The organism is Pseudomonas kielensis (assembly GCF_030505375.1).
GTDB classification, from domain to species: domain Bacteria; phylum Pseudomonadota; class Gammaproteobacteria; order Pseudomonadales; family Pseudomonadaceae; genus Aquipseudomonas; species Aquipseudomonas kielensis.
Genome location: NZ_CP130043.1, coordinates 4,210,233 through 4,236,897, shown reverse-complemented (window position 1 = coordinate 4,236,897; position 26,665 = coordinate 4,210,233). Strand labels below are relative to the sequence as shown.

The window sequence follows — 26,665 nt, the reverse complement described above, 5'->3', positions numbered from 1 at the left end:
CATTTACCACCTGTCGGCTATGTGCCAGATTCACCAGCTGTTAAATTTCCTTACACTTTATCGACTACAAGCTGCCCATGCCTGCCCAACTCAAGCGTCGCCTGTTTATCTTCCTGTTTATCGTCCTGCTGGTCGCCGGCGGCTTTTTTTCCGAGTGGTTTTTCAAGGGACGGTTTTACGAAAGCACCGATAACGCCTATGTGCAGGGTGAAATCACCCGCGTTTCCAGCCAGTTGAGCGCACGCATCGACGAGGTGTTGGTGCAGGACAACCAGCACGTGGAAAAAGGCCAGCTGCTGATCCGCCTCGAAGGTGAGGACTTCCGCCTTGCCGTCGACCGTGCTGCCGCCGCCCTCGCCACCCGCCAGGCCGAGCGCCTGCAAGCCCAGAGCAAACTGACCCAGCAAGCCAGCCTGATCGCCTCCAGCGAAGCCCAGGTCGCCTCCAGCCAGGCCAGCCTGGGGCGTTCGCAAATTGATCTGTCCCGCGCCGAAACCCTGCGCAAGCCCGGCTACGTCTCGGAAGAACGGGTCACCACCCTGTCGGCGGAAAACCATATCGCTCGCTCCCAGGTCACCAAGGCCCAGGCCGACGCCCAGGCACAGCGCCAACAGGTCAACGCCCTGAGCGCCGAGATCAAGCGCCTCGACGCGCAGATCGCCAATGCCCAGGCCGACCTGGCCCAGGCCGAGCTGAACCTGACCCGCAGCGAGATCCACTCGCCCATCAGCGGCCTGGTCGGCCAACGCGCAGCGCGCAACGGCCAGGTGGTGCAAGCCGGCGCGTACCTGCTGTCGATCGTCCCGGACCAGGACATCTGGATTCAGGCCAACTTCAAGGAAACCCAGATCGGCCACATGCAGCCTGGGCAAAAGGCCGAGTTGATTTTTGATGCCTACGGCGACACCCCGATCGACGCCCGGGTCGACAGCCTGTTCGCCGCCTCCGGCGCCCAGTTCAGCCTGCTGCCGCCAGACAATGCCACCGGCAACTTCACCAAGGTGGTGCAACGGATTCCGGTGAAGCTGACGTTTGCCGCGGATAACCCGCTGCACGGCAAGATCCGTCCAGGCATGTCGGTCACCGTCAAAGTGAACATCAAAGACCCTGTCGATGGCCGGTGATCAACTGATCCGCCCGGTCGGCGAACCGACCCGGCGGGACTGGATTGCAGTCATGAGCGTGATGCTCGGCGCCTTCATGGCGGTACTCGACATCCAGATCACCAACTCCTCGCTCAAGGACATCCAGGGCGCGCTGTCGGCGACGCTTGAGGAAGGCTCGTGGATTTCCACCTCCTACCTGGTGGCGGAAATCATCATGATCCCCCTCACCGCCTGGCTGGTGCAGTTGCTCTCGGCACGCCGCCTGGCGGTCTGGGTCTCGGTCGGTTTCCTGTTCGCCTCCCTGCTCTGCTCCATGGCCTGGAGTCTGGAAAGCATGATCGTGTTCCGCGCCTTGCAGGGTTTTACCGGCGGCGCGCTGATCCCCCTGGCGTTCACCCTGACGCTGATCAAGCTGCCCGAACACCATCGCGCCAAAGGCATGGCCATGTTCGCCATGACCGCCACCTTCGCCCCCTCCATCGGCCCGACCCTGGGTGGCTGGCTCACGGAAAACTGGGGCTGGGAGTACATCTTCTACATCAACATCCCGCCCGGCATGATCATGATTGCCGGCCTGATGTATGGCCTGGAGAAGAAAGAGGCGCACTGGGAACTGCTCAAGAGCACCGATTACACCGGCATCCTCACCCTGGGCGTCGGCCTGGGCTGCCTGCAGGTGTTCCTCGAGGAAGGCCATCGCAAGGACTGGCTGGAGTCGAGCCTGATCGTCACCCTGGGCAGCATTGCCCTGGTCAGCCTGATCACCTTTGTCATCGTCCAGGTGTCCAAGCCCAACCCGCTGATCAACCTGGGCATCCTGCGCAACCGCAACTTCGGCCTGTCGAGTATCTCCAGCCTGGGCATGGGGGTGGGGCTGTATGGCTCGATCTACCTGCTGCCGCTGTACCTGGCGCAGATCCAGAACTACAACGCCCTGCAGATCGGTGAAGTGATCATGTGGATGGGCGTGCCCCAGCTGTTTCTGATTCCGCTGGTGCCCAAGCTGATGAAGTACATCTCACCGAAGTGGCTGTGTACCCTGGGTTTTGGCCTGTTCGGCCTGGCGAGCTTTTCGTCGGGGGTGCTGAACCCGGACTTTGCCGGGCCGCAGTTCAACCAGATCCAGATCATCCGGGCACTGGGGCAGCCGCTGATCATGGTCACCATCTCGCTGATCGCCACCGCCTACATCCTGCCCGAGGATGCCGGCTCGGCGTCGAGCCTGTTCAACATCCTGCGCAACCTCGGTGGCGCCATCGGCATCGCCCTGCTCGCCACCCTGCTGGATGCGCGGACCAAGACCTACTTCGATTACTTGCGCGAAGCCATCGTGCCAACCAACCCGCAAGTGGCCGAGCGCCTGACCAGCCTGACCGACCGCTTTGGCAGCGAGACGGCCGCGCTGGGCAAGCTCAGCGAGATTGCCCATCAGCAGGCATCGATCATGGCGTACAACGACGCCTTTCATTTTGTCGGGATTGCGCTGGGGGTGAGCATGCTGGCGATTCTGCTGACCAAGGCGTTGCCGGCGGGGATCAAGGCTGGAGAGGCGCACTAGTTGAATTTATAGCGCACTGGCGGGCTTGCCCGCGATGAGGCCCTGTCAGGCGCCGAGGATCAGACCGCCAGCAACCGCTCGCGCATCTTGGCGATTTCGTCGCGGGTCTGGGCTGCGGCTTCGAACTCCAGGTCGCGGGCGAGCTGGTACATCTTCTCTTCCAACTGGCGAATGCGCTTGGTGATCTCGCTCGGCGAGCGCAGTTCGTTTTCGTACTTGGCGCTTTCCTCGGCCGCCTTGGCCATGCCCTTGCGCTTCTTGCTGCGCGAACCCGGCACGGTGGCGCCTTCCATGATGTCGGCAACATCCTTGAACACCCCTTTGGGGGTGATGCCGTTGGCCAGGTTGAACGCGATCTGCTTGTCACGACGACGTTCGGTCTCGCCGATCGCCCGCTCCATCGAACCCGTGATGCGGTCGGCATACAGAATCGCCCGGCCGTTGAGGTTACGCGCGGCGCGGCCGATGGTCTGGATCAGCGAGCGCTCGGAACGCAGGAAGCCTTCCTTGTCGGCATCGAGAATCGCCACCAGCGACACTTCCGGCATGTCCAGGCCTTCACGCAACAGGTTGATCCCCACCAACACGTCGAAAGTGCCCAGGCGCAAGTCGCGGATGATCTCCACCCGCTCCACGGTGTCGATGTCCGAGTGCAGATAACGCACGCGCACACCGTGGTCGGCCAGGTAGTCGGTGAGGTCTTCGGACATGCGCTTGGTCAGCGTGGTGACCAGCACCCGCTCCTCCAGCGCTACCCGTTTGGTGATCTCCGACAGCAGGTCGTCGACCTGGGTCAGCGCCGGGCGGATTTCGATCTGCGGGTCCACCAGGCCGGTCGGACGCACCACTTGCTCGACCACGCGCCCGGCGTGTTCGGCTTCGTAGTTACCCGGGGTGGCCGAGACGAAAATCGTCTGCGGACTGATGCTTTCGAACTCATCGAAGCGCATCGGCCGGTTATCCAGCGCCGAAGGCAGGCGGAACCCGTATTCCACCAGGGTTTCCTTGCGTGAACGGTCGCCCTTATACATCGCACCCACCTGCGGCACGCTGACGTGGGACTCGTCGATCACCAGCAAGGCATCGGCCGGCAAGTAGTCGAACAAGGTCGGTGGCGCCTGGCCAGATTCACGGCCGGACAGGTAGCGCGAGTAGTTTTCGATGCCGTTGCAATAGCCCAGCTCCAGGATCATCTCCAGGTCAAACCGGGTGCGCTGCTCCAGGCGCTGGGCTTCCACCAGCTTGTTGTTGGTGCGCAGGTAGTCGAGACGCTCCTGCAGCTCGACCTTGATCCCCTCGATGGCGCCGAGCAGGGTTTCACGGGGCGTCACGTAGTGGCTCTTGGGGTAGAAGGTAAAGCGCGGCAGCTTGCGGATCACCTCCCCGGTCAGCGGATCAAAGGCCGAAAGGCTTTCGACTTCGTCATCGAACAGCTCGATGCGGATCGCTTCCAGGTCCGATTCCGCCGGGTAGACATCGATCACGTCGCCGCGCACGCGGAAGGTGGCACGGGCGAAATCCATGTCGTTGCGGGTGTATTGCAGGTCGGCCAGGCGGCGGACCAGGGCACGCTGATCGAGTTTGTCGCCACGATCAATGTGCAAGACCATCTTCAGATAGGTTTCCGGGCTACCCAGGCCGTAGATGCAGGACACCGTGGTGACGATGATCGCGTCCTTGCGCTCAAGCAACGCCTTGGTCGCCGACAGGCGCATCTGTTCGATGTGGTCGTTGATCGAGGCGTCCTTCTCAATGAAGGTGTCGGACGACGGCACGTAGGCTTCCGGCTGGTAGTAGTCGTAGTAGGAAACGAAGTACTCGACAGCGTTGTTGGGGAAAAACGCCTTGAATTCGCCATACAACTGCGCGGCCAGGGTCTTGTTCGGCGCCAGCACCAGGGTCGGACGCTGCACCTGAGCGATCACGTTGGCGATGCTGAAGGTCTTGCCGGAACCTGTCACACCGAGCAGCGTCTGGTGCGCGAGCCCGGCCTCGATGCCCTCGACCATCAGGCGGATGGCTTCCGGCTGATCGCCGGCAGGCTCGAAGCGGGTGACTAGCTGGAATTCGGACATACCTACCTCTGGTTTTGCGCGGCGCGCACGCCCGCCTGAGCGGGGGGGCCAGGCAGCCACGATGAACAGCGCTGACGACGGATGTCGCGGGGAAAAATCATGATAACCGTTGATGTGGTGGCGAATACCTGTAGTTTCAAGGTAATCGTCCTACATGCCCCGTAATAGACCGTCATGACAATAAGACTAACGGTTGGCAAATAAACCGAAAAACTTGCCGGAAAAGGTCAAACGCCTGTCGCCCTGCCCGGTGATGGCCTCTATACTAGCTCCCCGTTTGTGCACCGCTCTAGTGCATTCGGCTGGAGCGCCACACGTCCCTCCACATTCCATTCAGAGCCGCCGCAATAATGAGCCTGTTCTCCGCTGTCGAAATGGCACCACGCGATCCAATCCTGGGCCTCAACGAAGCATTCAACGCTGACACCCGAACCAACAAGGTCAACCTGGGGGTCGGTGTTTACTGCAACGAGGAGGGGCGAATTCCACTCCTGCGCGCCGTAGTCGAAGCCGAGACAACTCGCGCCGCTCAACACGCTTCCCGCGGCTACCTGCCGATCGACGGCATCGCTGCCTACGACCAGGCCGTGCAAAAGCTGCTGTTTGGCGCTGATTCGCCGCTGCTGGCCGCTGGCCGCGTGGTCACCACCCAGTCCGTGGGCGGTACCGGCGCGCTGAAAATCGGTGCCGATTTCCTCAAGCAACTGCTGCCGGACGCCGTCGTGGCCATCAGCGACCCGAGCTGGGAAAACCACCGCGCGCTGTTCGAAACCGCCGGCTTCCCGGTGCAGAACTACCGCTACTACGACGCCGCCACCCATGACGTCAACCGCGTCGGCCTGCTGGAAGACCTCAACGCCCTGCCTGCCAACTCCATCGTGGTGCTGCACGCCTGCTGCCACAACCCGACCGGCGTCGACCTGAGCCCGGCGGACTGGAAAAACGTCCTGGAAGTGGTCAAGGCGAAAAACCTCGTGCCGTTCCTCGACATGGCCTACCAGGGCTTTGGCGACGGCATCGACGAAGACGCCGCTGCCGTGCGCCTGTTCGCCGAGTCGGGGCTGAACTTCTTCGTTTCCAGCTCGTTCTCCAAATCGTTCTCGCTGTACGGCGAGCGCGTCGGCGCACTGTCGATCGTCAGCGAATCGAAAGAAGAAAGCGCGCGCGTGCTGTCGCAAGTCAAACGCGTGATCCGCACCAACTACTCCAACCCGCCGACGCACGGCGCGGCAGTGGTTGCCGCCGTGCTCAACAGCCCGGAACTGCGCGCCCAGTGGGAGCAGGAACTGGCCGAGATGCGCCTGCGCATTCGTGGCATGCGTACCCAGATGGTGGACCTGCTGGCCCAGCACGCCCCAGATCATGACTTCAGCTTTGTCGGCCGCCAGTGCGGGATGTTCTCCTACTCCGGCCTGACCGTTGAACAAGTGACCCGCCTGCGCAACGAGTTCGGCATCTACGCCCTGGACACCGGCCGCATCTGCGTGGCCGCGCTGAACCAGAACAACATCGCAGCCGTGACCCAGGCCATCGTTCAGGTGATCTGAAGCTCAGCTCGATAAAAAAGGGGAAGCCGCTTGGCTTCCCCTTTTTGTTTGCGAGCAGATAATACCCAACGCCAAGGCTCCACACTCTAGACTCTAGAGCGCCTCACTGTGGAGGCGAGCCGGGCGGCGCTCCGTCTGCTCGCGAAGCGCTCTGCCACAGACACAGCAAAACTTCGAAACCCTTGAGAGCCGAGATGAAAAACGACAATTTACGCGCCGACCGCGATGACGACCTGGATCACTTCGCCCCTCGCCCTGCGACCAAGCGTGGCAACAGCCTGGTGCTGCAAGTGGCAAGCGGGGTGTTTCTCGGCGGCCTGGCCCTGTGGCTGGTGCAACTGGCCGCCACTTCGCTGTATGCCAAGCTCATGCTCGGCACCGTGACCTTCGGCGGTTGACGGTTCAGCCAGCCAGCTGGCTCGACCGCTGACTGGCGGCATCGTCATAGGCCACGTACAAGGCCTCGGCCACCTGGCTCTTGATCGCCTTGGCGCTTTCCAGCCCCAGCACAAACCCCTCGGCCTTGCCCCCGGCACGATTGAGCTCTTCAGCGGTGCCGGCCTGGGTGATCGCTTCGAACAGTTTTTCGGCGGGCGCACCCACGCCTTTGGGCAGGCTGATCTGGGCAATGCTCATGCGTGCACCCCGCACGCCAGGATTTGAGAGAACAGCGGTTGTTGAGTCATGACGCCTACCTTGTGGGCTAATGGCCGACAGCGCGTGAAACCACGCCCGGGGGCCCATGGTAGACCTCTACTGCGTTTCTGGTAACCGCCAATGACCGCCGACTGCCCACCCCGCAACGAATCGACACCACTCACCGGAAAAAACCCTGCAGATTCAATTTTTTGTTGACTTGTTCTTTTTAATCAGTAACATACGGCGCATTCCGCGATAGCTCAGTTGGTAGAGCAAGTGACTGTTAATCACTGGGTCCCTGGTTCGAGTCCAGGTCGTGGAGCCAGACAGCAAGATCAAAAAGCCCCTGAATCGAACGATCAGGGGCTTTTTTGTGGGCGAGAGAAAAGCCCGGCGGGCAGGCCTACTAAATACGCCACGCCGAAGCGATAGGTTCAAGGGTTTTGTGCAAGGCGACGCCTTGCGCTGTAATCGCACTCAAACTCTCAAGAGGGGTGTGCGGCGGCAGATCAAACGCGGTGACAAAACCACCGATCTGCCTAGCCAGCAACTGAGCCTCCCGCACGTAATCGAGCCGTACCGCATCAAGCCGAGTGACCCGACTCAAGGCTTGCGCCTGCTTGATCGAGTCCGTCAACAACCTGGTCAACTGGTCTTTTTGATCCAGGTAGTGCTGACGCTTTATCCTCAGGTCATTCCTGAGCTTCACCATGTCGACGTAGCGGATGTATTGCGACGCATGTTCGACCAATTTCCTGAACAGGCGTACACCACGTTTCACCATTTCAACTTGCGGGGCGCTTAAATCAAGCCCATCCAACTCTTCATCACTCGCGATCCAGGGCAATAGGTAATCGAACAGGTTCTTGTCATCGATCACCCTGATGCACTCGTCAATGTCCTTGCGCTGCTCATCCAATTCAAGCAGTCGCGTATCCAGATCCTGCAGAGCCAATCGAATGCCATTTTCCAGGTTGACCGAGTTCGTGCTGCCCGCCTCGTCAGTGGGCAATACCTCAATGTCGTCGACTTGATTGATCGCCGTAGTCATGCCAAGCCAGAAACCCCGGACACGCCGCATGTCGGCATTGACACTGCTTATATAGTCCTCTCTCAACTCTTCCTTGGCCCGCTGCCGCGCCTGCTCATCCAATTCCTGAGCGCTCTCCAGCCGATCGAGTTCAGCGTTCAAGCTTAAAAAATTGGCATTTCTCAACAACGGCATCATGGCGACCGTCGATTGCAAAATGCTTGAATGCGCGTCATTGAGCACTGCATTGAGGCGCCCAAGCCTGGCCTGCAGATACTCGGCAAACCCCAGGGAAATCTCCGAAACGGCCATGTTTATTGAGTATTTGCTTTGTTTCATCAGCGCGTAATCCGGCTGGCGCTGCTCTTGAGTGGACATCCTGTCTATCTCGTTCATACACCTTCCCTCGGTTAACTTGCGAACTGCTGTTTATTGAAGTCTTCGATGGCCTTGTTTAGAGAGTGCAACAGGGACTCGGCCAGCGCTTTGACGTTCTCCCACGGCTCAATACCGCGGATAAAACTTTGCTTGAAACGTATCAAGCTCACGCCCTCCTTGATCAGCGAAAGCTCGCTCGCAGACTTATCTATTTCTGCCAATACCGAATCCCACACCATCACCAAGGCTTCTGCAGACTGCGGACGCCGCTCGCATGAAACCGTAAATATTGTCCAACGAGTTACTGTGAGACAGTATTAAACTAGGCAACTTTTCCTGACCGTCGATCATCGCGATAAGGCTGCGCCGCTTTTTCTCGAAAGTTCGCAACTTTTTCATCGCCTCAGCCCCACCCCGCCCCATGAGCGCTTCCTCCGGCCCGACCAGGATAAAGTCCAGCAGAACAGCAACAGGATTCAATCCCTTCAGCACACTGGGGATCGCCAGCGTTCTGACTTCTTTTTCTGCTTGAGCAATATCACGCTCGATCTCTGCAAGTGATTCGCGAAACCGGATCAGGTCCACCGCAAAGTCGATGGTATTGAGCTTGTTTCTTTTCAGCTTGACCGAGGGCACTAGCTGTTCGCTCAACTCCCGGTGAAAACGCTCAATGGACTCTTTCAATTCGACCGTAGGCGCACGGCTCAGATTGACACTCTCCTTCAGGTCCTGAAACATCCCTTCAAGCTCTTCGTACACAGCCCGGTCAAGCTGATCAAACGGAATGAAGGGCGTTTCATCCACTGCGATAGGACCGTAGTTCTTGACCCGTTCACTGATCGGCATGGCTTCGATTTGCTGCACAAGGTCTGCGGCAAATTTGCCCTGTGTTTTTGCAAACGCACCTAAATTACCTCCCACCAGCAACAACTTGCTTTCAATCGGCAGCCACGTTCCAGCATGGACCTTGATCTTTGTGTGCAGCTCCTGAATGTCCGTCCACTGGAAATCCGGATGATCAATAATCCCACCCAGTGCGAGTTCGATCCCCTCACGATCCGTCGGAAGAAACTTGCCCTGCTCCACATAAAGTTTTATTTGCAACAGCTGATCTGAAGTCACGATCAACCGTCGCCCCTCAACACCTCCAGCTGCCTTTAGCGCTTGCTCGCTCGTGTCGGAGCGATCAGCCCCGTTAAAACTGCCCACATCTTCCATAACGTTGACTTCCATTCGTTAAACAACTCGGCAATTCAAGAAAACGCATCAACAACCTTGCGATTATTAAACGTCGAGTGCCGATGGTAGCCGAACTTAAAAGACAACAAAGTCGCAACGTTCAGCTTATACCGTAGGAAGCCCCCATCACTTAATGTACGTCGCACCTACCCACAACACAGCCATCCAACACCACAAAAAAGGCCGAGCTGTTTATTCAACAGGTCGGCCTCTATTATCGCCAGTGACTGCGGTCAGACGTGCTCGCTACTCTTGATCTGCGCAGGTCGATGTTCCGGCGCGTCATGGCCATGGCTCTCCACCACCACGGGCACTTCATTGCCATCGCAGTCATGCAACTTGCCATCGCTGAAGTAGTCGCCTTCACGCAGCGCAGCCAGGTCCTGGAAGCGCAGGGTGCGCTCGGTACCGGCGGCAAATACCGACTGTTGGTCGGAGTTGCCGGTGGTGAAGTGGTTGAAGGTCAGGTTTAGCGCAATGGCCATGATTGCCGACGAACTGATACCAGAATGGAAGATCGTGGCGAACCAGCTTGGGAAGTGGTCGTAGAAGTTCGGCGCAGCGATGGGGATCATGCCGAAGCCGATCGAGGTGGCGACGATGATGAGGTTGACGTTGTTACGGTAGTCGACCTTGGACAAGGTACGAATGCCGCTGGCGGCCACGGTGCCGAACAGCACGATACCGGCCCCACCGAGTACCGACGTCGGCACCGCGGCAATCACCCGCCCCATGAACGGCAGCAGCCCGAGGATCACCAGGAACAATCCACCCGTGGCCACCACGTAGCGGCTCTTGATCCCGGTCACTGCCACCAGCCCGACGTTCTGGGCGAAGGCGCTCTGGGTGAAGGAGCCGAAGATCGGCGCGATCATGCTCGACAGCATGTCGGCCCGCAGGCCGTTGCCCAGGCGCTTGGAGTCGACCTTGGTGTCGATGATCTCACCCACCGCAAGGATGTCCGCCGAGGTCTCGACCAGGGTCACCATGACCACGATGCACATCGACAGGATGGCGGCGAAGTGAAAGGTCGGCATACCGAAGTGGAACGGCGTCGGGAAGCCGAACATCGGCCCTTCGCTGACGCTGGAAAAGTCCGCCATGCCGAGGAACACTGCAATCAGGGTCCCGATGACCATGGCCAACAGGATCGACAGACGAGAGATGGTGGCACTGCCGATCTTGCTCAGCAGCAGCACCAACACCAGGGTCACGGCCGCCAGGCCGATGTTGGCCATGCTGCCAAAGTCTTCGGCATGGCTGTTGCCGCCCATGGCCCAGCGCGCGGCCACCGGCATCAGCGTCAGGCCGATGGTGGTGATGACAATCCCGGTCACCAGCGGCGGGAAGAACTTGGTGATCCGCGAGAACACCGGGGTGATCAACAAGCCGATCAACGAGGCGGCAATCACTGCCCCCAGGATCGACTGGAAGCCGCCCTCACCGCCACTGCTGACAATCGCCACCATGGTCGCGACACCGGAGAACGACACGCCCTGCACCAGCGGCAACTGACAACCAAAGAACGGTAGGCCCAGGGTTTGCAGCAGCGTTGCCAACCCGCCTGCAAACAACGATGCCGCGATCAACAGACCAATGTCTGCCGGAGAAAGCCCGGCCGCCTGGCCGATGATCAGTGGTACCGCAACGATACCGCCATACATGGTCAGAACGTGTTGCAGGCCGTAAGCCATATTCGCGCCGACCCCGAGGTTTTCATCCTCGGGCCGTTGGTGTGAAACAGAGGGCGTTTTCATCGTGGGGGGTTCCCTGGGTTTTTGTTATGCGCACACTGTATTCAACACCCAAGACAAATGTCCATAGAGTTGTATACAACTTGTCAGTCACATAATGGACAAGCATCCACCCCAGCCCGCTTCCAACCGTCTAGCCCGCACGTTTCTGGCTTTACCGCCGGTCGAAAAATAGCTGATCGATCGATCAGCTTTTTTTCGCGTGCCGGTACTTATTGCTCAGCGGCGATCAATCTCGCCAGGGTCGCCCGCAGTGCCGGATGCTCGGGCACCTGGAGCGAGAATTCGCTGCGCAGCACGTCGATCAGCGCCTGCACATCGCTGATCTCGCGCCGCTCGCTGGGGCACCCCAGGCGATGCACAGCATAGCTGCCATTGTTCAGGGTGTGGCGCACGCCCTCCCCGGTCCGCGCCACCATCAGACGCTGCAGGAACGGCGACTGGGGGTGAGTCGAGACATACCAGTTGCCAATCTCGTAATCGATATCGCCCTGCCGCTGCAGGTCGAAGACATACATTGCCCGCCACTCGTCCGCGACCTTGGCGCGCAAGGTGTAGCTCTCGTCTTCGCGGGTGATGCGATAGGGCTCATGGGGCGTTACCTGCTCCTGCTCGGTGTCGAGCAGCAGCGGCGCCGTCGGCACCATGCCGCCAAACCCCACATCGGTGATGTAGCGCACGCCATTGAGGGTCACCAGCGTCAGGCGATGGGTACGCGCCGCCCAGGCGTCCTGCGGGGCGTTCATCACCACGCGCCCGGTGATACCACGGACCTGGTACCCCAGGTGCAACAACAAGGTCATGTACAGATTGTTGAGCTCGTAGCAATAGCCGCCACGCCCCTCCAACAACACTTTGTGCTGGACCGAGGGCAGGTCGAGGGGCACGGGCAATCCGGCCAGGGGCGAGAGATTTTCGAAGACGAAAGTGCTGGTGTGCCTTAGCTGCAGTTCAGCCAGGGTTTCCAGGGTGGGTGCGGGTGGCGTGGCAAAACCAAGACGCTGAAGGTACAGGTCGATGTATTCGAGCGCAGTTGGGGTCATGAGCGATTCCTTGGACATGAAGGCGCACCGGAGCCGGCGCGGTCGAGTGCCGTGCCGATGGGCAAAAGTTATACGACAGCCACCACTGGCAACGACAATTGATTTCCCTCATCGGCCCGCTGAAGAAAAAGGCGACGCCCGGCCTGACCATCAAGCAGACCATCGAACGGCAACGCCAGGCCTTCAGCCCCGACTATGGGTATCGCTTGAACGCCTCTCCCGAGAGGCCACCTGCGTGCGATTCCTGCCGAAGTTCTTGGCCTGGTACAACGCCGCATCCGCGCACTCGATGAGCCACTCAATGCTGTCGCCGTCCTTGGGCACGAAGGCATGGCAGCCGAGACTGACGGTCAACTGCCCCGAAGGTGCGCCGCTGTGGAGAATATTGGCGTCCCGGACGCTGTGCCGAATCCGCTCGGCAATGGCGACTGCACCCTCGATATCGGTATCCGGCAACAGCACCGCAAACTCTTCCCCACCGTAGCGCACCACCAGGTCAGACGGGCGCTGGCAGCAGCCTTTGACCACGCCGGCGACCCGCGCCAGGCACTGGTCACCGGCGACGTGGCCGTAGCTGTCATTGAAGCGCTTGAAGTAGTCGATATCGAGCATGATCAGGCTTAGCGGACTTTGCTGGCGCAGGCCCCGGGCAAACTCGACCTGCAACGCCCGCTCGAACAACCGCCGGTTCGCCAGACCGGTCAGGCTGTCATGGGTCGCGATCACTTCCAGGCGCTCCTGGGCCGCACGCAGGTCTGCCTCGATGCGCTCACCATTGCGCACCTGCAGCACAAACACCCAACCGAACAGACTGACGCCGAGCACCACCAGGGCCACGATGACACTGGACTGCACCGCGTTGGCGTACCAGCCACGCAGCACCACGGCCTCCGGGGTGGCCGACGCCACCACCAGCGGATAAGCGTCCAGTTGCTGGTAGCCGTACAGCCGCAGTTCACCGTCCACCCGCGAACGAATCATCGCGGTGCCCGAGGGCGCATTCGGCAAGTAATGCCGGAAGATCTCCCCTTGCGCCAGCGACTCCCCAATGCGCAACTCCGCACCCGGCCGCCGCGAAAGCAAGGTGCCGTCCGCCAGGGCCAGAAACATCAAGGCGCGGTCGTCAAGACTGAAGCTTGTGAAAAACCGGTCGAAATACTCCATGCGGATCCCTGCCATCAGTACGCCCTGGAACTGACCATTGCGGTCATTCACTCGCCGCGACAACGGGATGATCCACTCACCGTTCTGCCGACTGCGGATCGCCGGGCCAATATGGGCCTGCAACGAAGCGTTCTGTTGATGGAACTTGAAATACTCGCGATCGGCGACGCCCTGCCGGGTTGGCAACTCACCAAAGGACGTCACCACCCACTGCCCTTGGCGATCGAACAGAAACAGCCCATGCAACTGCTGCAGGGCCTGCACCCGACGGGCAAAGGTGCGCTGCAAACGCGGGGTCAACGCCACGCCGAAGCCGTCGGCCTGAATCCAGTCGGCCAGGCTGGTCACCACCAGGTCGGCAGCCACGAAGGTATCCTCAGCCTGTTGCGCCATCGCCCGCGTGAGGTTCACAGAAGCGATTTGCGCCTGGGACAAGTCGTGCTCTCGGGATTGCTCAAGCTGCAGGTACAACAGGCCGCACAGGCTCAGGCACACCGCCGCAATAAAGATCACCGCCGCCTTGCGCAGGGGTAAACGCTTCAGTGGGCCGCCGAGCGTATCGTGGGGGTCGTGAATGGGGGTTGGCAAATGCATCATCCTTGAAGGGTAAAGCGCGAGCAAATGCCCGGATCCCTCGATCGGCGAAGCTTAGCCTACGGCGGTGACGCGGGGCAAACCACGACAACGCGATAACACCTGGAAACACTTGCCGCGCAGCCAATGCCGGCAGTTCCTCCATGGGCTCTGCTAGGCTCAATCCTTCACTCTGATCGGTAGCCCATGGAGGAACGCATGAATCATCAGGACCTTGTGCCCAACATCAACACCGTGGTCTTCGACCTGGGCAATGTGCTGATTCGCTGGAACCCGAGAAACCTCTACCGCAAGTTGTTTGGCGATGACGAGCAGGCCATGGAGACCTTTCTGTCCGAGGTCTGCAGCACCGACTGGAACGAACGCCAGGACGCCGGGCGCTCATGGCAGGAAGCGATCGACGAAGCCATCGCCCGCCACCCGACGCAAGAGACACTGATTCGTGCCTACCGCGAACGCTGGGAAGAGATGCTCGACGGCGCACTGGAAGAGACCGTCGAGATCCTCGAGCAACTGCACGCCAAGAAAGTGCGCCTGCTGGCCCTGACCAACTGGTCGGCGGAAACCTTCCCCATTGCCCTTGAGCGCTTCGCCTTCCTGAACAAATTCGAAGGCATCCTGGTCTCGGGCGTCGAAGGCATCATCAAGCCCGCACCACAGATCTTCCAACTGCTCAAATCGCGCTACCAGTTCGAAGCTCACCACGCCGTGTTTATCGACGACCACGCCCCCAACATCGAAGGCGCCCGCCGCGAAGGTTTCCATGCGCTGCAGTTCAGCAACGCCGGACAACTGCGCAAAGACCTCGCCGCCCTGGGCCTGCCCCTATAAAAATGGTCGTGTCGAGCAACTGTGCACTGCCAAGCACCTGTAGCAGCCGCCTCGCTTCGCTCGACAGCGGCTACAAAAACCGCACCCAGACCCTCAACGCATCGGCGGCACTCGAATATCACCCGAGCGACACTGGTTTTTCACCCCCTTGCCGCACGCCTGGAAGGACAGGTCCTTTGCCATGCACACACGCACCTCCGACAACTCAGGGCCTCGACAGATCACTGCAATACCGTCTGACGGTATCCCGGGGTTGCTGCGGCGAAACATCTGCGTGATGTCCTGGGCTGAGAAGTACACCTCTTTGCTCAACGGCTGCAGCGGCTCAGGAATTTTCACCGCACCAAGCGCCTTGTCCGCAGCCGCCAGGTAGCCCATGGCACCCAGCCCGCTGCAGGTACCGTGCTTGGCCCACTCATGCTTGAGCAAGGCCGGCGTGACAAACAACGTCAGCCCCCGCGCCCGCTCGGCCGCCGACAACCGCGCATTCGGCGCGCAGGACTGCGGCCAGCCACCCTTGGCGTATTGCGGCCAAAGCCCGTGCAACACAAACCCGTAGCCCTTGCCCGAGCACTGGGCATTTTCCGGGCGCGTCAGGCAAAAGGTCGGCGACCAGGACAACGCCAGCAGGTAATAGTCGAACACCCCCGACGCCGACTCGTTCTGCTGTTTGTTGCGCGAGGATTGCGGCGTATTGCTCAGGACCACACTGCCAATCGCCAGCACACCAAACAGGACCCATACAGACAGTTGTTTCATTCACACACCTGAAAGCGGAACATCCAATGGGTCTATTGTGAGGGCTGGCCGCGCATGAGCAGAAGACATTCTTCTCCAACCCGCATCAAGGGAGTGCCAGCGACTGGCAATCACTCGCTCAACTGCAGTACCTTGAAAACGCAGACCACTCTGAACACACGATAGGGAATCGAAATGAGCAAGGCAGACGAACTCGCCACGAAACTGAAGCAAAAACAAAAAACCCGTGTGGACGCCGAGGCCCGCGCCGACCTGGCCATTGAGCACTGGCCAAGCCAGGTCTATGACATGTACCACCAACTGGAAACCTGGTTGGAGCCGCTGACCCACGCCGGCCTCAACATCCGCCGAGTGCCGACCCGCGTGTTCGAGCGCCTGCCATCCGGCGAGACCTTCAACTACGCCATCGACCAGTTGCAGATCGAGGGCAACCACAACACCATTACCCTCGACCCCATAGCCCGTTTCACCATCGGCGGTACGGGCCAGGTCGACATCCGTGGCAAAGGCCAGGCGCTGTACATCCGCCGCACCGAGAACGACATGGCCGAGCCCGTATGGCAAATCCAGCCCGTGCCCCGCACCGGACAACCACGCCCCACGCCGGTGGCGCTGGACGAACTGAACTTCCTCTCAGTGATCGAGCAAGGGCTGGAGCTCTGACGGCTCCCACCACTGCACAAGCGCGGGCGACCCACCAAGGTCGCCCTTTTGGTTTCAGCCGACGGCGCACCATCGATAAAGATCCACCTCCGCGCTTTACCTTGTATTCGATAATCCGCCTGTAGCGCCGGTCATGATCACGGCCTACGCACCATAGAGAAGATGCGATGGCCAGAAAGCCAGGCCGTGATGCAAGTCTCCGGTGGTTCCCTGCCCTCCGCGCCCAAAGTCCTCCTCGAGTTCGACGAGCACAACCGCATGAAACCCTCGGCGCTCTATGACCGAGTGGTGGATGTGATGGAAGAGCTGGTGAAGTTCATGTTGCTGCGCGATCGACCAGGTCTGGTGGATCGGTATTCAGAGCGCTGGGAGACTGCGCGGGAGTTGAGTGGGCGGGTTAATCAGCGGGGGATTTAGGGACGAGATAGCAATTGGATTAAGCAAATCACCTGGTCGTAGTAGGAGTCAGTATGTATAGAGGGCTATTGCTTGAGCGCCAATACGAGTGTCGCCCCTATATTCGGTCCATCATTGCACCCGTATTACTCGCCAAGACTGCGCAAGCACACTCCGCGCCTCTGAAAGCCCCAGGATAGAGAAACGACAACCGCAATGGTACAAGCGTCCCAACTTCACTTAAGGCATATCAGCATTCCAATTGCACAGAGACTTGAATGCCCAGCCGGACTACAGACTGCAAATCGCCTCCCCCCTCCGATAAATCAATCCCTCCCGGACGCGGGCTGCCTGGGTGATCAAATCATAGAATCGACCCGATGACTGATCGAGCAGACTGCCGAAATGCTGCAATGAACCAGGCTCCCACGATGGTCAGCGGGCACCATCACAGGCCAGGAATTCGGGAATTTTTCCGCTTGCACAATCATACGAATCAAGCTTGTTAGCGGTAGACGTATCCAATCCTCCGCCACAGCTGTAAACAATGCCTCTAATGAGTTGATGTATATAAAGTTCACTCTCCCTTGTACAAGTTCCAAGCCCGGTACAAATAATTGCGAACAACAGCCAAGTAGTAGCCTAGTGATATCACCGAAGGGCCTAATATCAAACTGTCATTTGTCGGACCTATGCTGATTCAATACAGGCTACATCTGAGGCGGACGTAAGAATTATGCGCAGGGAATAGGACTGTGAATGTAGGAAATAGGGAAGGATTCTTACTTGACGCTAAGACCGCCCAGCGATTAATCTCCCGCCCTTAGAGCACGGAAGCCGCCCAAATCCCCATATCAGCGCGCGGGACCCGGGCATTTCCTGAAATGAATTCACCGGCGCGCCCAATCGCGCCGCTTTGCTGTGCGGTAAATATCTTGAAGCCTCGCTCCTCCTTCCAGATTCAAAAATCGGTCATCTTTGCCCTGGTGCTACGCGAAGCCCGAGCCCGTTTTGGTGAGCGGCGCATGGGGGCAGTTTGGACGCTAATCGAGCCGATTTGCCATCTACTGATTTTTACCCTCCTGTTCACCCTGATTCGTGGCCGCACCGTGGCAGGCGTTGAATATCCAGTATTTATCCTCGTAGGCATGGCCCCCTTCCTACTCTATCGCAACATCGCCCTGCGACTGATGGATAGCCTGCGAGAGAACCGATCATTATTTGCCTATAAACAGATCAAGCCACTGGACACATACGTAGCGCGCGCGCTGGTGGAAGCCTGCATCAGCGCTACGGTCTATGCCATTCTATTGTTCGGCTTTGCCTGGTTTGGTTTCGACATGACGGTAAGCGATCCAATCCAGTGGGCGGCTACCCTGGGCTTGGGACTGTGCTTTGCCTTTGGTCTGGGTATGTTGCTCGCACTCCTAACCCATGCCATGCCTAGCCTCAAGCTCGTCATACGCATGGCATTTTTTCCACTGTACTTCATCTCAGGCGTACTGATGCCAGCCGCCTACCTGCCGCAAGCGATGATGCCATTGTTGCTGCTCAATCCGTTCCTCCATTTGGTCGAATTGATTCGCGCCGAAGTTCTGCCCCACTACACCCCAGTTGATGGCGTCTCTGAAGCGTATGTAATTACGTTCACGGTGGTTTTGCTGTTCATTGCCTTGGGCAGTTACCGCGCCCGTCGTTTGCACCTGATTTCCACGAAGAACGGATGAGTACAGGCCCGTGTTCGAGCTTAAGAACGTCACCAAATCCTACCTAACCCCCAAAGGGCGTCGGTATGTGTTTCGCAACCTGTCGCTGTCCCTTCCGCCAGACAAAAACATTGGTCTTATCGGCCGAAACGGTGCGGGCAAGTCAACACTGATGCGCCTGCTTGGCGGTGCCGACATCCCAGACTCAGGCTCCATCGTGACCGACAAAAGCATTTCCTGGCCTGTGGGTTTGTCGGGAGGTTTTCAAGGCAGCATGACCGGCCGAGACAACATAAAGTTCGTCTCGCGGATCTACGGAGCTGAAGGCGAAGCCATGCGCGAGAAGGTTCGTTACGTCCAGGAGTTTGCCGAAATTGGCGACTGGATCGATGAACCGATCAAGACTTACTCATCTGGGATGAGGTCTCGCGTGGCCTTTGGCCTGAGTATGGCCTTCGACTTCGATTACTACCTGATCGACGAAGTAATGTCGGTGGGCGACGCCCAGTTCAAACGCAAATGCGCAGAAGTATTCCAGCAAAAACTGCAGCAATCGAAAGTCGTGCTGGTTACCCACACCATGCCGGAGATCGAAAAGCTTTGCGACATAGTCTTGCTGGTACGCGATGGCGGCATTCAGATCTACGAAGACGTCGCCGAAGGCATCAAGGCCTATAACACCTGATAACCCCCCTTATATCGCAGCACCGTTCCATTTCAAGGATGCATCACATATGAGCAGTACGGGTAAACTCAAGGGCTGGCGCCTGGCAATCGGCCTGGTGATCCTGCCACTGGCCTTGGCAGCCATTTACTACGGCGTGTTCGCCACTGACCGCTACGTCAGCTCCGCCCAGGTAGTCGTCCGCCAGGACGGTGGCAATCAAGGCGCTGCAGTGCCGGGGCTGGCTACTCTACTCACCGGCACCAACCCGGCCTCCCGGGAGGAAACCCTCTACCTGCGTGAATACATTGTGTCGATGGACATGATGCTGCTGCTCGAAGAGCGCCTGCACTGGGTCGAACAGTACGCCGCCCAGCGCAGCGACATCTTCTTCTGGCTGAACAAGGACGCAGAGCGCGAAGACCTGCTCAAGTACTACCAGCGCATGGTTTCAGCTCACTACGACGAAACCACCGGCCTGCTGCGGGTTGAGGTGCAAGCTTTTACCCCGGAACTCTCGGAACAGATGCTGCGCACCATCCTCGAGGCCAGCGAGCACTTCGTCAACGAAGTCAGCCACAGCATTGCCCGTGAGCAAATGACCTTTGCCAAAGGCGAGCTGGAAACCGCGCGAATCAATTACGCCGAGCGCAAGACAGAACTGCTGGACTTCCAGAACGTAAACAAAGTACTGGACGGTGCCAACACCGCACAGAGCCGCGCCACCATCATTGCCGACCTGGAAAGCCAGTACACCAAAGAGCAGGCGATCCTCACCGAAATGCAGTTCAAGCTGCGCCCTGACTCGCCTCAAGTGAAACAGCAAAAGCAAAAGGTCAATGCCATCACCCAGCAACTGGCCAAGGAAAAACGCCTGCTGGTCTCGTCACCGGGCGGCTCACAACTGAACGTCGTTGCCTCGCGCTTCCAGCAATTGACACTGGACGCCGGCATTGCCGAAGAAAGCTACAAGACCGCGGTAGCCGCCCTCGACAACGCCCGCATCGAGGCCAGCAAAAAGATCCGCACCCTGGTCACCGTAGTCAGCCCAAACACGCCACAACTCGCCCTGTACCCAGAGCGCTTGTATAACCTGGCAACGATCTTGCTTGGCCTGCTCATGCTGTACGGCATTACCCGCTTCATCCTGGCTTCGATCGAGGATCATCGTGATTAAATCCCTTGCTGTCCCACCAAAATTCAAACTGAAGCTGGCGGCGCTGGCCCTGGCAAGCCTGGGCCTGGCCGGATGCGGCGGCACATTGTCGGGCGCAGGCCCGTACAAGGGTGATATCGAAACCAAGAATGAGTCTTACAACCTGGTCGAAATCAACGCCAACACCATCGGCCCGTACATGCGTGGCGCCGTGCGTCCGGTGCAAGCCTCCATCGCCAAGCCAGTTGCGCCCTCCGCGCGCCTGATGGCGGGAGACATCCTGAACGTACTGATCACCGACAACGCTCCAGAAGGTTCGGCATTGTTTGCCCCGCTCTCCAGCGGCGGCACCCAACTGAAGACCCGCATTGATGACCAGGGCATGATCTCCCTGCCTTACGTGGGTCGTCAGTTCGTTGCCGGCATGACCCTCAACCAGGTTGAGGAGATGATCCGCAAGCAACTCAAGGGCGTGACCACCGACGTGCAGACCCATGTCGAACTGGTGGGCGACCTGTCGGGTTCGGTACTGGTAGCCGGCGCCGTCAAATCCCCCGGTCGATTCAGCACCTTGCAAGGCCCCCTGACCTTGTTGGATGCGGTTAACCAAGCGGGCGGCCCGGTGATGGAGCCGCACCTGGTAAACGTCACCGTGCGCACCGGCAGCCAGGTACAGCAGTTCAACTACGAAGACGTACTTGCCGGCAACAACATGGTGCTGCGTCCAAACTCGGAAGTTGTCCTGGACCGTGCCCGCCAACGTTTTGTTGCCATGGGCGCCGTCGGCGAACCTGGCCTCAAGGACCTACCAGCGCAAAACACCAGCTTGCTCGATGCACTGGGCAGCGTCGGCGGCCTGAGAGAAGCCAATGCCAACCCAGAAGGCGTATTTGTATTTCGCATGGGTGAAGGAACCAATCCGAAACCCACGGTCCTACGTCTGGACATGCGTGACCCGGCAGCCGTTTTCTACGCCCGCCAGATCATGATCAAACCGGACGACACGATCTACGTGACCAACGCGGCAATTTATGAATGGCAAAAAGTCATCTCGCCAGTCGTACAGACGATGCTATTAGGACGCGCAGTTGGCGCTTACAAGTAAATAAAACTCAGTCAGGGGATCAGGATGACCGTCCTGATTAACCCTGCCCCTCTTGAAATAGATGCCTGACTTACCAGCATTACAACTTAAATCACGAATTTTCAGGGCCGAAAACTCGAAATGACTATCATCATAAACCACGTTACATCCAACAATGTTCACAGCGGGATTTTCGAAGATATATTTAGTTATTTCTCCCGCTACACAGACGGTATCGCAGAACAGATAATTAGTGAAAAACCGGTGATCGGCGCACACGTTCGCCATTATCACCGCCCACACCTAGAAGATAAGTTGATCTCACCCTGCGTCGTTACTGTTCACCACGACCTGAATGACCCTGATGGATGGCTTTCGATCAATGCGTTCCTTGATCGCTATCGCGAAGCTGACATGGTTATCTGCCTGAACACACTCCAACAGAAGAAACTGGCAGAATGTGGCATTCACCACACATGCGTCGTTCCTCACGGCTACAATCACCACCTGATAGATAGTGCTCGAACCAAAGGTAGAATCAAACGAGATAAATTCACCCTTGCTGTTGTATCCAAAAGATATGGGAGAAAGGTAAAGGGTGAAGCATTCCTATTTGAACTTGCCAAACGCTTAGATCCATCATTGATAGAATTTTTTCTTGTTGGCGATGGAAGATCTGAAGAAGGTCGCGTATTCAGAAGTTTAGGATTTGAAGCGGAAGTGTATGAGAGAATTCCATACGCAACACTAATTGATGCCTACCGCGGCATTGATGCACTCCTGATGACTAGCTACTTCGAAGGTGGCCCCGCCAACATCCCTGAAGCTGCCGCAATGGGTGTCCCTGTCCTTTCCAATCCGATTGGCATGGTTCCGGACCTAATTGAGAATGGCCGTCACGGAATCTACCTGACAATGGATCCGGCTGAAGACGCAAAAACCATCAATCGCCTGGCCAGCAACGAGAACAATATTTATTCGAATATGCTTCACTCAAGCCAAACACCTAGCCAGAACCTAATCACCTGGCAAGATTCGATCATCATGAACATGAAGCAACACGTTAATCTGCTTAAAGGAAAGCAGGATTCAATTATCAAAGCAATGGAAGCATTTGCATGAGCAAGTTCCTTATCGCGGACCCGGTACACATTCACACCCGAAACTTTGGCAGCCTTTTCGACTATCTACATGACGCCAAAGCGACTGTAATTGTCAACAACGAGTACCGAGAGTGGATGAGCGCTTTCGGAGATTACACACCCTTTCAAGATAAGCTGACAGAGCACTACAACCTCTTAAAGGACATGACATCCTCGCAGCTTTTTGAATACAGCGTCTTTCAGATCAACGCATTTAAAGTCGCTCGCGCCGAGATACTTTCACTGGCAATCACATCAGAAGACCTCCGCGACCAGACGCTACCAAGCGACTTAAAAACACTACTCACCCTTCTACTGTCCAGCCACAGAGACCTCGTACTCTGGAACATGGCTGCCGCCATACACTGGATTAATTATTGGGCCACTATCCTCAAGCGCCACAACCCGAAATTCGTACTGGTTTTTTCGGGCAGTCTTGTTTACGCCAGAGCCTTACTTGAGTTCACGCGCACCCATACCGCACGACCATTTGTACTGGAAAGTTTCTTCACAGGAAACGACAACTACACAGAAGAAAAGTACGAGCCTATTGCCAACAACTCAAACCTTAAATACCAAGCATATTACAAGTCACTTGAGCCAAAAATCTCTGCCGACGAACGCGACCGCGAACGCAACAAAGCACTTAACAAGGTTGTATCTGCAAAAAACAAAAATGTTAGCCAACCTAAAGAAACAAACGTTAAACTTTTCAAAAACGGCAAGCCAACGCTACTGATTACAGGACAAGTTCTCAACGACTTCTCTGTCCTTGAGTATAATGGCACCGGCATGAATACGATCGCCTTCTACTCGAAGCTAATCGACAAACTGCTTAGAAAAACTGATTTTAACATCATATTCAAGTCTCACCCATGGGAGCAGAAAAAGAAAAACATTACCTCCGCTCTAACCCTAGAAACCCTTTGTAGAAAATATGACGCAACACCTTATATTGCAGCCGCGAACGACCGCTTGATATTGATAGAAGACTTTAACATCAAGTCGCTATTCAAGCAGGTTGATTATATATCAGGGATCAACTCACAAGCCCTGCTTGAGGCAGCATTTGAGGGTTATCAACCCATACAATTCGGCAATGCCTTTTATGGCGATAAGGGTTTTACTTCCGACTACCGTACCGACCAGATTGATGATTTCATAGAGGATCTATTAGCCGGAAAAGTACCTAGCCGACTTGGAATTACTGAATATCGTCAGTATGAGACTTTTCTGCTGAGAACTCTACAGCGCTCACTTGTCTCTGCCTTTCCATCAGGAAAGGCTCAGCTTAAAAGCATTTTCCAGCTACCATCCCACGTTTCTTTGGTGAAGCCAACTGTACCTGGGGCAGTAGTAGAGAAGCCTGCACCAGCCAAACCTGCGGCAGCACCAAAACCTGCGCCTGCGAAGCCCGCAGCAACTAAGCCGCAACCCGCAAAACCCGCAGCACCCGCAGCACCCGCTCCCGCTGTAAAAGCTCCAGCAGCGGCAGCAGCACCAGCTGTCAAACCAGCACCAGCACCAGCACCAGCACCACAAATGATTCCCGCAACACTTGGAGAGGTTGCCGAGAAAGCTGAGAAATCCAAGAAAAAATGGGAAAAATTCCGCAGGACACCAAAAAAATTCTTTTCAGATTCGAAGAATAAGCGAATTCATTGGATGCATATTTTCTTTCCAAAAAGAATGAGCTTTTCGAGAAAAAAATAAAGTGATACTGGAGCGGGCGCCAGAGTATATTTAAGCAAATGCGTCTGGACCCGCCCAAACTAACTATAAGAGATCATAATGTGACGGGCGCGCACGACCTATTAGTGTTTGTTAAACAGCATGAGGAAACCACCTCAGGAAAAAAGGTTCTCTACGCAAGACTGGACGGCGAACAACACACTGAAAAGCTATTGATTGTCATGAGCACCCACAATCATGGTGATAGATATATGGCTCTTCGCTCCTTCACAGAAAACCAAATTTGTGATTTATTATTCATCACCGACCCAAACAACACATGGTATCTTGATCGAGATAATGGAGAGAGCTTTCAGCGCGTCATCTCACATTACATCAAGAACTACAAACCAGAAAACACCTTTCTATTCGGATCATCCATGTCAGGATACGGCGCAATTTTGCACGCGCTGAAACTTGACCTGAACGCAATTGCGTTCAACCCACAAATAAACTTAGACATCACAAAAAATTACGCCTGGCCAGAACTTATTGAGCACATCGACAACCTGAATGGGAACCATACGAAGATCGAAGACATCGTCCATAACACTTGGAAAAATTCCGCAATTTACTTAATTCACGGACATGACGACATAGATGTAATCAATGCAAAGCTGTTCACCAACGCACAGCCCGATCAAAAGAAACTTATCGTTCACACGATAAACATAGAGTCACATGTCCTTAATCTTGGAAATAGCGCCGACTATACTTACGACTTAATAAACGTACTACTTGCTCTACGAACCAAGCCAGACCTTTCATCCATTACCGAAAAAATAACAACCGACGCAAAGAATCTAAGGAGGTCCCTACGCCTAGAAAGAGAAAACACTAATTGTTTTGACCCCTTCAGATCGCTATGCGCACCCAATAAAGGCGCACTCTGGCAGTATCGCCATGACTACAAAGAAACCAACATTCCGATTTTCTTCAACAACACCGGTTTTTATCGCGGAAGCTCGCTTTCAGGCACAACATGCAACCTCAATAAAACCTCTTGGCAATTAGTCACACCAACATATAATAAAAAATACAACCTCATAGAATCCCACTACCTAAACACAGCAGGCGAAATTAGCTCTTCAACTGATGATTTTTTCATTAATGATCACTGGAAGCTACGGAACAAGTCACAGTCAACAATTACGATAAACGGCCAACAGGGCCAAATTGAAATCGATGTGCAAGACCCACGAGATACGAATATTTATTTGCACTCCAGCGTCACAAAGCCAGTGAAACTAAACACCTTAGCAGGTCAATTTCTGACCTTCACTGCAGACGTATTTAGCTCGCAAGGTGAAGCCTCCATTACGCTTGGTGGTGTTGGAAATTTTGGATATCATCACAAGAACTCTGAAAAAAGCGTACCTGGTGAATGGACGCAGCTCGTCGTTTTCGAGCAGTTCCTATCGGTAAATAAAGGCCATAAAGACAAATTATTCGTTCGATTCAATTTAGCTTCAGACGGAAAAAGCAAAGTCGTCAAAATAAAAAATATCTGCTTGACAATCGGTTACTTCCCAATGGGATTCTCTGAGATAAAAAAATGATCAAAATTACTCCAACCATCGAATGCTCCAACAACGCCCCCTTCGTCCTGTTCGGCGGCATCAACGTCCTGGAATCCCTGGACCTGGCCCTGACCGCTTGCGCCGAATACGTGCGCGTCACCGAGAAGCTGGGCATTCCTTACGTGTTCAAGGCCAGCTTCGACAAGGCCAACCGCTCTTCGATCCACTCCTACCGCGGCCCAGGCATGGAAGAAGGCCTGCGTATCTTCGAAAAGGTCAAAGCTGAATTCGGCGTGCCGGTAATCACCGACGTCCACGAGATCTATCAGTGCGCTCCGGTTGCCGAAGTCGCCGACGTGCTGCAACTGCCTGCGTTCCTGGCGCGCCAGACTGACCTGGTAGTGGCCCTGGCCAAGACCGGCAAGCCGGTGAACATCAAGAAGCCGCAGTTCCTGAGCCCGTCGCAGATGCAGAACATCGTGCACAAGTTCAAGGAAGCCGGTAACGACCAGTTGATCCTGTGCGACCGCGGCACCTGCCTGGGTTATGACAACCTGGTGGTGGACATGCTCGGTTTTGGCGTGATGAAGCGCACCTGCGAAGACTTGCCGATCATTTTCGACGTGACCCACGCCCTGCAGCAACGCGATCCGTCGGGTGCTGCGTCCGGTGGTCGTCGTGAGCAAGTGGTCGAACTGGCGCGTGCTGGCATGGGCGTTGGCCTGGCCGGTCTGTTCCTGGAAGCTCACCCAAATCCGGACCAGGCCAAGTGCGATGGCCCAAGCGCCCTGCCGCTGGACCAACTGGAGCCGTTCCTGGCACAGATCAAGGCCCTGGATGACCTGATCAAATCGTTCGCACCGCTGAACATTGCCTGAAACAGCGG

Annotated in this window: 23 protein-coding genes, 1 tRNA gene and 1 pseudogene; 16 read left to right on the top strand and 9 right to left on the bottom strand. The window is 56.7% G+C overall.

The window, feature by feature from the left end; translation table 11 throughout:
* Window positions 1-77 precede the first annotated feature (77 nt).
* Together Q1W70_RS19795 and Q1W70_RS19790 are read left to right on the top strand one after the other, a co-directional pair.
* Window positions 78-1,124, top strand: a complete 1,047-nt coding sequence (locus Q1W70_RS19795; RefSeq protein WP_166589935.1) for an HlyD family secretion protein — start codon at window positions 78-80, stop codon at window positions 1,122-1,124.
* Entirely contained in the window at window positions 1,114-2,664 is a 1,551-nt protein-coding gene (locus Q1W70_RS19790) for an MDR family MFS transporter (RefSeq protein WP_166589936.1), read from the top strand. Before Q1W70_RS19795 ends, Q1W70_RS19790 begins: the two co-directional genes overlap by 11 nt.
* Window positions 2,665-2,723: 59 nt before the next feature.
* On the opposite strand, the gene uvrB is transcribed toward Q1W70_RS19790, so the two are convergent.
* Window positions 2,724-4,739, bottom strand: a complete 2,016-nt coding sequence (gene uvrB, locus Q1W70_RS19785) for an excinuclease ABC subunit UvrB (RefSeq protein WP_166589937.1) — start codon at window positions 4,737-4,739, stop codon at window positions 2,724-2,726.
* Window positions 4,740-5,089: 350 nt separating this feature from the next.
* On the opposite strand from uvrB, the gene Q1W70_RS19780 reads away from it, so the two are divergent.
* Both Q1W70_RS19780 and Q1W70_RS19775 read left to right on the top strand, forming a co-directional pair.
* Entirely contained in the window at window positions 5,090-6,286 is a 1,197-nt protein-coding gene (locus Q1W70_RS19780) for an amino acid aminotransferase (protein ID WP_166589938.1), read from the top strand.
* A gap of 194 nt (window positions 6,287-6,480) precedes the next feature.
* A complete protein-coding gene (locus Q1W70_RS19775) occupies window positions 6,481-6,684 on the top strand; it encodes a hypothetical protein (protein ID WP_166589939.1) in 204 nt (67 codons plus the stop codon).
* 4 nt (window positions 6,685-6,688) lie between these two features.
* On the opposite strand, the gene Q1W70_RS19770 is transcribed toward Q1W70_RS19775, so the two are convergent.
* The gene (locus Q1W70_RS19770; RefSeq protein WP_095165258.1) at window positions 6,689-6,922 is read right to left on the bottom strand and encodes a hypothetical protein; all 234 of its coding nucleotides are present in this window, start codon (window positions 6,920-6,922) and stop codon (window positions 6,689-6,691) included.
* A 252-nt stretch (window positions 6,923-7,174) separates the two neighbouring features.
* On the opposite strand from Q1W70_RS19770, the gene Q1W70_RS19765 reads away from it, so the two are divergent.
* Window positions 7,175-7,250: transfer RNA gene (locus Q1W70_RS19765), tRNA-Asn, on the top strand.
* Window positions 7,251-7,331: 81 nt separating this feature from the next.
* Here the strand turns inward: Q1W70_RS19765 and Q1W70_RS19760 are convergent.
* The 6 genes from Q1W70_RS19760 to Q1W70_RS19735 form a co-directional block, all read right to left on the bottom strand.
* A complete protein-coding gene (locus Q1W70_RS19760; RefSeq protein ID WP_166589940.1) occupies window positions 7,332-8,351 on the bottom strand; it encodes an alpha-xenorhabdolysin family binary toxin subunit B in 1,020 nt (339 codons plus the stop codon).
* A 14-nt stretch (window positions 8,352-8,365) separates the two neighbouring features.
* Window positions 8,366-8,554 carry a hypothetical protein gene (locus Q1W70_RS19755; RefSeq protein ID WP_302097796.1) on the bottom strand — a complete coding sequence of 63 codons (189 nt, stop codon included), beginning with the start codon at window positions 8,552-8,554 and terminating at the stop codon, window positions 8,366-8,368.
* Entirely contained in the window at window positions 8,538-9,566 is a 1,029-nt protein-coding gene (locus Q1W70_RS19750; protein WP_302097794.1) for a hypothetical protein, read from the bottom strand. The genes Q1W70_RS19755 and Q1W70_RS19750 overlap by 17 nt, the downstream gene beginning before the upstream one ends.
* A gap of 239 nt (window positions 9,567-9,805) precedes the next feature.
* The gene (locus Q1W70_RS19745; protein ID WP_166589942.1) at window positions 9,806-11,329 is read right to left on the bottom strand and encodes a nucleobase:cation symporter-2 family protein; all 1,524 of its coding nucleotides are present in this window, start codon (window positions 11,327-11,329) and stop codon (window positions 9,806-9,808) included.
* Between the two features lie 209 nt (window positions 11,330-11,538).
* On the bottom strand, window positions 11,539-12,369 hold the full coding sequence (locus tag Q1W70_RS19740) for an arylamine N-acetyltransferase family protein (protein WP_166589943.1): 831 nt from the start codon (window positions 12,367-12,369) through the stop codon (window positions 11,539-11,541).
* Between the two features lie 183 nt (window positions 12,370-12,552).
* The gene (locus tag Q1W70_RS19735) at window positions 12,553-14,121 is read right to left on the bottom strand and encodes a sensor domain-containing diguanylate cyclase (protein ID WP_166589944.1); all 1,569 of its coding nucleotides are present in this window, start codon (window positions 14,119-14,121) and stop codon (window positions 12,553-12,555) included.
* Window positions 14,122-14,325: 204 nt separating this feature from the next.
* Between Q1W70_RS19735 and Q1W70_RS19730 the strand changes: the two genes are divergently transcribed.
* Complete coding sequence (locus tag Q1W70_RS19730) at window positions 14,326-14,958, top strand: HAD family hydrolase (protein WP_178117376.1); 633 nt, start codon at window positions 14,326-14,328, stop codon at window positions 14,956-14,958.
* Between the two features lie 93 nt (window positions 14,959-15,051).
* Here Q1W70_RS19730 and Q1W70_RS19725 read toward each other — a convergent pair whose 3' ends face one another.
* On the bottom strand, window positions 15,052-15,717 hold the full coding sequence (locus Q1W70_RS19725; RefSeq protein WP_302097792.1) for a ribonuclease T2 family protein: 666 nt from the start codon (window positions 15,715-15,717) through the stop codon (window positions 15,052-15,054).
* Window positions 15,718-15,891: 174 nt separating this feature from the next.
* On the opposite strand from Q1W70_RS19725, the gene Q1W70_RS19720 reads away from it, so the two are divergent.
* The 10 genes and pseudogenes from Q1W70_RS19720 (at window position 15,892) to kdsA (ending at window position 26,657) form a co-directional block, all read left to right on the top strand.
* Window positions 15,892-16,380 (top strand): hypothetical protein, encoded by a 489-nt coding sequence (locus Q1W70_RS19720; protein ID WP_166589946.1) that lies wholly within the window; start codon window positions 15,892-15,894, stop codon window positions 16,378-16,380.
* A 183-nt stretch (window positions 16,381-16,563) separates the two neighbouring features.
* A pseudogene (locus tag Q1W70_RS19715) lies at window positions 16,564-16,797 on the top strand (arsenical resistance protein ArsH); the annotation flags it as partial.
* Window positions 16,798-17,711: 914 nt separating this feature from the next.
* Window positions 17,712-18,503, top strand: coding sequence for an ABC transporter permease (locus Q1W70_RS19710; RefSeq protein WP_232534544.1), 792 nt, complete (start codon window positions 17,712-17,714; stop codon window positions 18,501-18,503).
* A gap of 10 nt (window positions 18,504-18,513) precedes the next feature.
* The gene (locus tag Q1W70_RS19705; protein ID WP_182341146.1) at window positions 18,514-19,167 is read left to right on the top strand and encodes an ABC transporter ATP-binding protein; all 654 of its coding nucleotides are present in this window, start codon (window positions 18,514-18,516) and stop codon (window positions 19,165-19,167) included.
* A gap of 49 nt (window positions 19,168-19,216) precedes the next feature.
* A complete protein-coding gene (locus Q1W70_RS19700) occupies window positions 19,217-20,323 on the top strand; it encodes a KpsE/RkpR family capsule polysaccharide export protein (RefSeq protein ID WP_166589949.1) in 1,107 nt (368 codons plus the stop codon).
* Complete coding sequence (locus Q1W70_RS19695; RefSeq protein WP_182341150.1) at window positions 20,316-21,407, top strand: polysaccharide biosynthesis/export family protein; 1,092 nt, start codon at window positions 20,316-20,318, stop codon at window positions 21,405-21,407. The genes Q1W70_RS19700 and Q1W70_RS19695 overlap by 8 nt, the downstream gene beginning before the upstream one ends.
* Window positions 21,408-21,527: 120 nt before the next feature.
* Window positions 21,528-22,508: a glycosyltransferase family 4 protein gene (locus Q1W70_RS19690; RefSeq protein ID WP_182341154.1), complete on the top strand. Its 981-nt coding sequence runs from the start codon at window positions 21,528-21,530 to the stop codon at window positions 22,506-22,508.
* The gene (locus Q1W70_RS19685) at window positions 22,505-24,241 is read left to right on the top strand and encodes a capsular polysaccharide export protein, LipB/KpsS family (RefSeq protein WP_302097788.1); all 1,737 of its coding nucleotides are present in this window, start codon (window positions 22,505-22,507) and stop codon (window positions 24,239-24,241) included. Before Q1W70_RS19690 ends, Q1W70_RS19685 begins: the two co-directional genes overlap by 4 nt.
* Window positions 24,242-24,279: 38 nt before the next feature.
* Entirely contained in the window at window positions 24,280-25,818 is a 1,539-nt protein-coding gene (locus tag Q1W70_RS19680; protein ID WP_182341161.1) for a hypothetical protein, read from the top strand.
* Window positions 25,815-26,657, top strand: coding sequence for a 3-deoxy-8-phosphooctulonate synthase (kdsA, locus tag Q1W70_RS19675; protein WP_182341164.1), 843 nt, complete (start codon window positions 25,815-25,817; stop codon window positions 26,655-26,657). Before Q1W70_RS19680 ends, kdsA begins: the two co-directional genes overlap by 4 nt.
* The last annotated feature ends 8 nt before the right edge of the window (window positions 26,658-26,665 follow it).

Excerpts from the sequence above, each read along its gene's own strand:
- uvrB (WP_166589937.1), bottom strand. The coding sequence starts at position 4,739 with ATGTCCGAATTCCAGCTAGTCACCCGCTTCGAGCCTGCCGGCGATCAG.
- Q1W70_RS19690 (WP_182341154.1), top strand. The coding sequence starts at position 21,528 with ATGACTATCATCATAAACCACGTTACATCCAACAATGTTCACAGCGGG.
- Q1W70_RS19760 (WP_166589940.1), bottom strand. The coding sequence starts at position 8,351 with ATGAACGAGATAGACAGGATGTCCACTCAAGAGCAGCGCCAGCCGGAT.
- Q1W70_RS19795 (WP_166589935.1), top strand. The coding sequence starts at position 78 with ATGCCTGCCCAACTCAAGCGTCGCCTGTTTATCTTCCTGTTTATCGTC.
- Q1W70_RS19770 (WP_095165258.1), bottom strand. The coding sequence starts at position 6,922 with ATGAGCATTGCCCAGATCAGCCTGCCCAAAGGCGTGGGTGCGCCCGCC.
- Q1W70_RS19725 (WP_302097792.1), bottom strand. The coding sequence starts at position 15,717 with ATGAAACAACTGTCTGTATGGGTCCTGTTTGGTGTGCTGGCGATTGGC.
- Q1W70_RS19720 (WP_166589946.1), top strand. The coding sequence starts at position 15,892 with ATGAGCAAGGCAGACGAACTCGCCACGAAACTGAAGCAAAAACAAAAA.
- Q1W70_RS19740 (WP_166589943.1), bottom strand. The coding sequence starts at position 12,369 with ATGACCCCAACTGCGCTCGAATACATCGACCTGTACCTTCAGCGTCTT.
- Q1W70_RS19730 (WP_178117376.1), top strand. The coding sequence starts at position 14,326 with ATGAATCATCAGGACCTTGTGCCCAACATCAACACCGTGGTCTTCGAC.
- Q1W70_RS19700 (WP_166589949.1), top strand. The coding sequence starts at position 19,217 with ATGAGCAGTACGGGTAAACTCAAGGGCTGGCGCCTGGCAATCGGCCTG.
- Q1W70_RS19685 (WP_302097788.1), top strand. The coding sequence starts at position 22,505 with ATGAGCAAGTTCCTTATCGCGGACCCGGTACACATTCACACCCGAAAC.
- Q1W70_RS19680 (WP_182341161.1), top strand. The coding sequence starts at position 24,280 with ATGCGTCTGGACCCGCCCAAACTAACTATAAGAGATCATAATGTGACG.
- Q1W70_RS19775 (WP_166589939.1), top strand. The coding sequence starts at position 6,481 with ATGAAAAACGACAATTTACGCGCCGACCGCGATGACGACCTGGATCAC.
- Q1W70_RS19750 (WP_302097794.1), bottom strand. The coding sequence starts at position 9,566 with ATGGAAGTCAACGTTATGGAAGATGTGGGCAGTTTTAACGGGGCTGAT.
- Q1W70_RS19780 (WP_166589938.1), top strand. The coding sequence starts at position 5,090 with ATGAGCCTGTTCTCCGCTGTCGAAATGGCACCACGCGATCCAATCCTG.
- Q1W70_RS19745 (WP_166589942.1), bottom strand. The coding sequence starts at position 11,329 with ATGAAAACGCCCTCTGTTTCACACCAACGGCCCGAGGATGAAAACCTC.
- Q1W70_RS19790 (WP_166589936.1), top strand. The coding sequence starts at position 1,114 with ATGGCCGGTGATCAACTGATCCGCCCGGTCGGCGAACCGACCCGGCGG.
- kdsA (WP_182341164.1), top strand. The coding sequence starts at position 25,815 with ATGATCAAAATTACTCCAACCATCGAATGCTCCAACAACGCCCCCTTC.